Source organism: Lactobacillus nasalidis (assembly GCF_016587775.1).
Taxonomy (GTDB): domain Bacteria; phylum Bacillota; class Bacilli; order Lactobacillales; family Lactobacillaceae; genus Lactobacillus; species Lactobacillus nasalidis.
Map to the genome: position 1 here is coordinate 1 of NZ_BOCG01000427.1, position 4,932 is coordinate 4,932.

At 54.0% G+C, this 4,932-nt stretch carries 5 protein-coding genes; 1 reads left to right on the plus strand and 4 read right to left on the minus strand.

Annotated features, from left to right (window positions below; translation table 11 throughout):
* Window positions 1–516: 516 nt before the first annotated feature.
* The 3 genes from lacNas_RS07915 to lacNas_RS07925 form a co-directional block, all read right to left on the minus strand.
* Window positions 517–1,146, minus strand: a complete 630-nt coding sequence (locus lacNas_RS07915) for a TetR/AcrR family transcriptional regulator (RefSeq protein WP_201336291.1) — start codon at window positions 1,144–1,146, stop codon at window positions 517–519.
* A 3-nt stretch (window positions 1,147–1,149) separates the two neighbouring features.
* On the minus strand, window positions 1,150–3,150 hold the full coding sequence (locus lacNas_RS07920; RefSeq protein ID WP_201330813.1) for an ABC transporter ATP-binding protein/permease: 2,001 nt from the start codon (window positions 3,148–3,150) through the stop codon (window positions 1,150–1,152).
* 126 nt (window positions 3,151–3,276) lie between these two features.
* Entirely contained in the window at window positions 3,277–3,666 is a 390-nt protein-coding gene (locus tag lacNas_RS07925; RefSeq protein WP_201330814.1) for an iron-sulfur cluster biosynthesis family protein, read from the minus strand.
* A gap of 162 nt (window positions 3,667–3,828) precedes the next feature.
* Between lacNas_RS07925 and lacNas_RS07930 the strand changes: the two genes are divergently transcribed.
* Window positions 3,829–4,053 carry a hypothetical protein gene (locus lacNas_RS07930; RefSeq protein WP_201330815.1) on the plus strand — a complete coding sequence of 75 codons (225 nt, stop codon included), beginning with the start codon at window positions 3,829–3,831 and terminating at the stop codon, window positions 4,051–4,053.
* Between the two features lie 170 nt (window positions 4,054–4,223).
* Here lacNas_RS07930 and dltD read toward each other — a convergent pair.
* Window positions 4,224–4,932, minus strand: a 709-nt coding sequence (gene dltD / locus lacNas_RS07935; protein ID WP_201346757.1) for a D-alanyl-lipoteichoic acid biosynthesis protein DltD, incomplete at its 5' end; no start/stop codon positions are given.

The following is a 4,932-nucleotide window of genomic DNA, read 5'->3' on the forward strand; positions in this document are numbered from 1 at the left end:
CCAGGATCAAACTCTCAATTTGAAATTGAGCCTTTTTAATCTGCTCCAGATTATTTGCTTGCGAATTGACTTCGCTTATTTGATTGGATCAAACTTTGTTTGACCCGCACACTGCGAAACTTTGTTCAGTTTTCAAAGTACCAACTGCGTCTTTGTGACGCAACGTTTTATATCTTACTCGCTTGTCGGCTGTTTGTCAACAGGCTTTCGATATTTTCTTGATTCAAGCTCTAGGGCTCGTTTCAAGACAAATGATACTTTACCTGTTTTTCACCTTTTCGTCAAATCGGCCAGTTTATTCGGTTTATTATGTGCACACGCGGCAACGTTGTCATTTTTAGGATTCTGCGCTTTTCCCTTTTGTCCAATTTTCTCCCGCCCAGGCCGCTAAAAGCCTGGCTTTAGTTCGTTTTCAAGCCCTTTTTCGGGGGAAACTTTTTTAAAAAAATGTTTTTTCTCCGTTAAAAAGCGGCCAAAAACAAAAACCGCGGACTAAGTCGCGGTTTTCAACCGTAATTATTTTCTTTTCGTCTGCCTAAAGCCGTTTTCCAGATAGTCCAAGCGGCGGTTCAGCTGCCGGTTCAGTTTGTCCAAATCGACTTCTTTGCCGGCCCGGTAGTCAGCCGCTCCGCTACTGATGCAGCTGACCAGGACCAGCAAAAAGGAGTGCAGGAGGAACTTCAAGTCTTCCTGATCCTGCAGGTTGACCTTCGCGGCCATCTTCTCCAGCTCCTCTTGGCTCAGTCCGGACAGCGGCTGCTGCACGTGCTGCACGCGCGGCATCTGCTGCTGGTAGAGCAAGTCGATCTGCCGGTAGAAAAAGGCCCGGTTTTCCCCGTAGAAGACTTCCTTGAGCCAGCGGGGCAGAACCTGGCGGGCCAGCTTGAAGGGATCGTAGTCGCTTTCTGCCAGCTGCTGGTAGGCTTCAGCAAACAGCCCCCGGCTGATCTGCTCGCCCAGATAGCAGTACACGTCTTCCTTGTCGTCAAAGTACTGGTAAAAGCTGCCCCGCGGGATCCCGGCCGCCTTGATCAAGCGGTTGATCGAGGCATCGTCCATGCTGTGGGTGAAAAATTCTTCCCGGGCCGCCCGCATGATCCGGTCCTGCTTTTCCTGGGGCAGGTTGAAAAAAGTCTGACTCGGCATCGTTTACTCCTTCCGCAAAGCTTCCACCGGATCCAGCTTGGAGGCGTGGTTGGCCGGCAAAATCCCCGCGATCATGCTGATGACGATGCTGATGACCAGGCCAGTCAAGGCATACTGCGGCGTTAAGCTGACCACGGTGGCCTTAAAGGCTGACTGGGTCACGTGGTTGATCCCCAATGACAAAAGCCAAGTCAGGGCCACCCCGATGATCCCGGAAGCCAGCCCCAGCAAAAAGGCTTCGCTGGAGAAGATCCGCCGGATGTCCTTGCGCCGGGCGCCCAGGGCCTTCATGACCCCGATTTCCTGGGTCCGTTCGACCACGGAGATGTTCAAGACGACCAGGATCATGATGGCTGAAACCAGCAGGGAAACGGCCGCGATCGCCGTCAAAACGTAAGTCAGGACGTTCAGGATGCTGTCGAACATTTCCGTCATCTGCTCCTGCATGGAGCCGGCAAAGCCCTTGTCCTTGGCTGCCTGCTTGATTGAGGAAGTGTACTGCTTGTCCGTAGCCGTCAGGTAGACCACGTTCGGCTTCAAAGTCAGGCCGTTGTCCTTGAAGATCTTGGCCAAATCGCTGTAAGGCAGAAGCAGGGTGCTGACCTGGCCGGAGCCAGAAGCCTCGTAGACCCCGACCACCTTGACCGTCTTGGTGACGGTCTTGGTGCCGATCTGCAGGCTGGCCTTGACCTTCTTGCCCAAAATCTTCTTGCTCAGGTTGTCGGCGCTGCCACTGTCGATCATGACCTCGTTCTTGCCGGCCTTAGGCAGGCGGCCCTTCTTGATCTCCGACTTGGCGATGCCGTCGTTGACCGTCTTGAGGTAGATCATGCTGGCCGTCTTCTTGCCCAGCTTCAACTGGTTGCTGCCCAGCGAAATGGCGCTGTAGCCCTTCTGCAGCTTCTTGACGTGGGCAATCTTTTGCAGCTTCTTCAAGTCCTTCTTGCTAAAAGCCGAAGCGCTGCTGGTCCCGGACAGGGAAGCCATGTTTTTCTGCTGCTGCTTGGCCAGGGCCGCGCTGTTTCCGGTCTGCTGGGCCTGCATCCCCTGCTGGCGCATCTTCTGGCTGGAAGTCTTCTGAATTTCCGCCACCAAAGGGTTGGAGTAGGTGGTCATCTGCCCGCTGACGTAGGAGGTGACCCCCTTGCCCAGGCTGAGCATCAGGATGACGGACATGATCCCGATCCCCATCCCGGTTGCCACCAGGACGTTGCGGCTCATCTTGGCCTTCATGTTCTTAAAGGCCAGGGCCACCGCCTTGAACCAGCTCATCTGCTGGATCTTGACCTCGGTTCTGGCCTGCGGGTGGTGGTCCAGGGGCTTTTGCTCCTGGTCGCTGACGATCTGCCCACGGTCGATTCTGAGCACCCGGCTGCAGTGGCTGGCCACCTTGTCTGAGTGGGTCACCATCAAGACCAGCTTGCCCGAAGCCGCGATGTCCCGGATCATGTTCAAGATGACGTCGGTCGTTTCCGCGTCCAGCGCCCCGGTCGGCTCATCGGCAATGATGACGTCCGGGTCGTTGGCCAGGGCCCGGGCAATGGCCACCCGCTGCTTCTGCCCGCCGGAGAGCTGGTCGGGCTTTTTGTACATGTGCTCTTTCAAGCCCACCTGTTCCAGCAGCTCCATGGCCCGCTGGCGGCGGACCTTCACTTCCGCGTTGGACAGGGTCATGGCGATCGACACGTTGTCGATCAAGTCCAGGTGCGGAATCAGGTTGAAGTTTTGGAAAATAAAGCCGATTGATTTCTTATGGTAGTTGACCATTTCCTTCTGAGAAAAATCGCGCAGGTTCTTCCCCTCGTACAAAATGGCCCCTTCAAAGTCAGAGTCCAGGCCCCCGATCGTGTTCATCAGGGTCGACTTCCCCGACCCGGATTCCCCGACGATGGCCACCATTTCGCCAGCGTCGAATTTGGCGCTGACCCCGCGCAAGGCCTCGTACTGGCCCCCGCCCGGCATCTTGTAGTATTTTTTGACGTCTTTCAGTTCAAGAACAGGCATCAATCCATCTCCTTAGTTTTAAAAAAATATGACAACTTGTCATATGACATGTTGTCATATTACCCCCCAGCCGGACTCCTGTCAAGCAGGTCAAAGAAAAAACTCTCCCAAAAGGGAGAGTTTTTATCAGCAGCTGGCGCCGTTTTGAATCTGTTCAGCCGTCAGTTCGCTTGGCTGGTAGACGTTGACCCCGACCGCGCTGTCGATCAGGCCGCTGCCATCGCTCAAAGACAGCATGCCGTACTGCTCGCCGACGCTCAGGCTGTCATCCAGAAAGCCCATTTCCGCCTGCCCCGTGTAGAGGTCCAGGCCCAGCTCATTGGCGATCTTGATCTGGTAGTCCGGGTCGGCCTGGTCCAGGGCTACGAACTGGAAGTTGGCCCCGATCGTGCAGGTGCCGCCCTGCAGGGAGTACTTGTTTGACCCGTCGTTCAGGGCCAGCAGCAGGACTGCCTTGTCTCCCCGTTTCTTTTGCAAAAATTCGCCCGCTTCTGGGCTGAAAGTCATTTTAACCATTTTGTCTGCTCCTCATCGAAATCACTTATTTTTTGATAGTTCAAGTATAGCAAGCTTTTCCCAAACTAAAATTGATCTGCATCAATTTTTGCCCTTTCCTGCCGGGAAAAAGGGTTAAGAATGTTATAATTTGCCTAAATCAAGGATAGAGAGGTGAGCCAAATGACCAAATTGAAATGCAATCTTGACGACGACCTGGCCATCCTGCTGCGGGACTATGCCGAACAGCAGGGGCTGGACCAGGACGCCATCGTCAACCAGGCAGTCAAGGACCTGCTTGCCAAGAAGCTGGGCAAGCACAAGATCGCCCAGCTGCTGAAAGACAGCGAGCCGGAAAACGACTACCGGCTTGAGCACTTCTTCAGCGGCTACGACTGGCCGGAATAACAAAAAAAGCCTAATTCCACCAACATTGGAATTAGGCTCACACAGTGCGTGCCAAAGCAAACCACATATTAACGGCTGCTTTCGCTACCGGAGAAAACAGCCTAAGCATTTGACACAAGATAGATTATATACTCTAACCCGTCCTCGGACAATCTTTTTGAAGCGAAAGCTTATTTTTTTAATTTCGCGAGGACATCTTTATTCTTCAAAGCTGTCTTTGGCAGCTTTTTCTTTTTCCGCCAGGAATTCGTGAAATAGTAGTCGCTCAAGGCGTAAATCGGCTTGACGTACTTCTGCTTCATGAAGGGGCGCACGGCCTGGTCGACGGCCAGCCAGCCGTTCCAGCCCAGGTGGATCGTGTCTTCCATGAAGTACTTCTTCTTGCCGTCTTTGGACAGGTCGTAGACGTTGCCAAAGCCCTGGCTGACCAGCTGGTGCTTGATCTTGGTCACGGCCATGTCGTACATCTTCTGGGACAGGCCAGTGTACTTCTGCCACTTGGCATTGACCGGCGGAATGATGAAGAGGACCTGGGTCTTGTCCTTGGCAAACTGGTTCAAGAGCAGCTCCAAGTCGGAGTATTCCGGAGATTCAACATAGTTGAACTTCTTCTGGCTCCCCTTCAGTTTCTTGAGCAGCTTGGCATTCAGGCGCTTTTTGTAAAAGCCGGCCCGGATGCCGAAAGGATTGCCCTTGGTGTTCTTCTTGGCCTCTTTCTCAGACGCCCGCTTCAAGCCGGCGTAAGAGTAGGTGTCGGGCAGCTTCTTGCCCTGCTGCTCGATCTTGCCCAGCCGGTCCCGCAGCTGCCAGGAAGTGAAAAAGCTGTCCTCATTGGAGTACATCCGCCGCCGCCAGCGCAGGTAGTAGCGTTCCTTCGTG

Coding starts and splice junctions, on each gene's coding strand:
- lacNas_RS07930 (WP_201330815.1), top strand. CDS start 3,829: ATGACCAAATTGAAATGCAATCTTGACGACGACCTGGCCATCCTGCTG.
- lacNas_RS07920 (WP_201330813.1), bottom strand. CDS start 3,150: ATGCCTGTTCTTGAACTGAAAGACGTCAAAAAATACTACAAGATGCCG.
- lacNas_RS07925 (WP_201330814.1), bottom strand. CDS start 3,666: ATGGTTAAAATGACTTTCAGCCCAGAAGCGGGCGAATTTTTGCAAAAG.
- lacNas_RS07915 (WP_201336291.1), bottom strand. CDS start 1,146: ATGCCGAGTCAGACTTTTTTCAACCTGCCCCAGGAAAAGCAGGACCGG.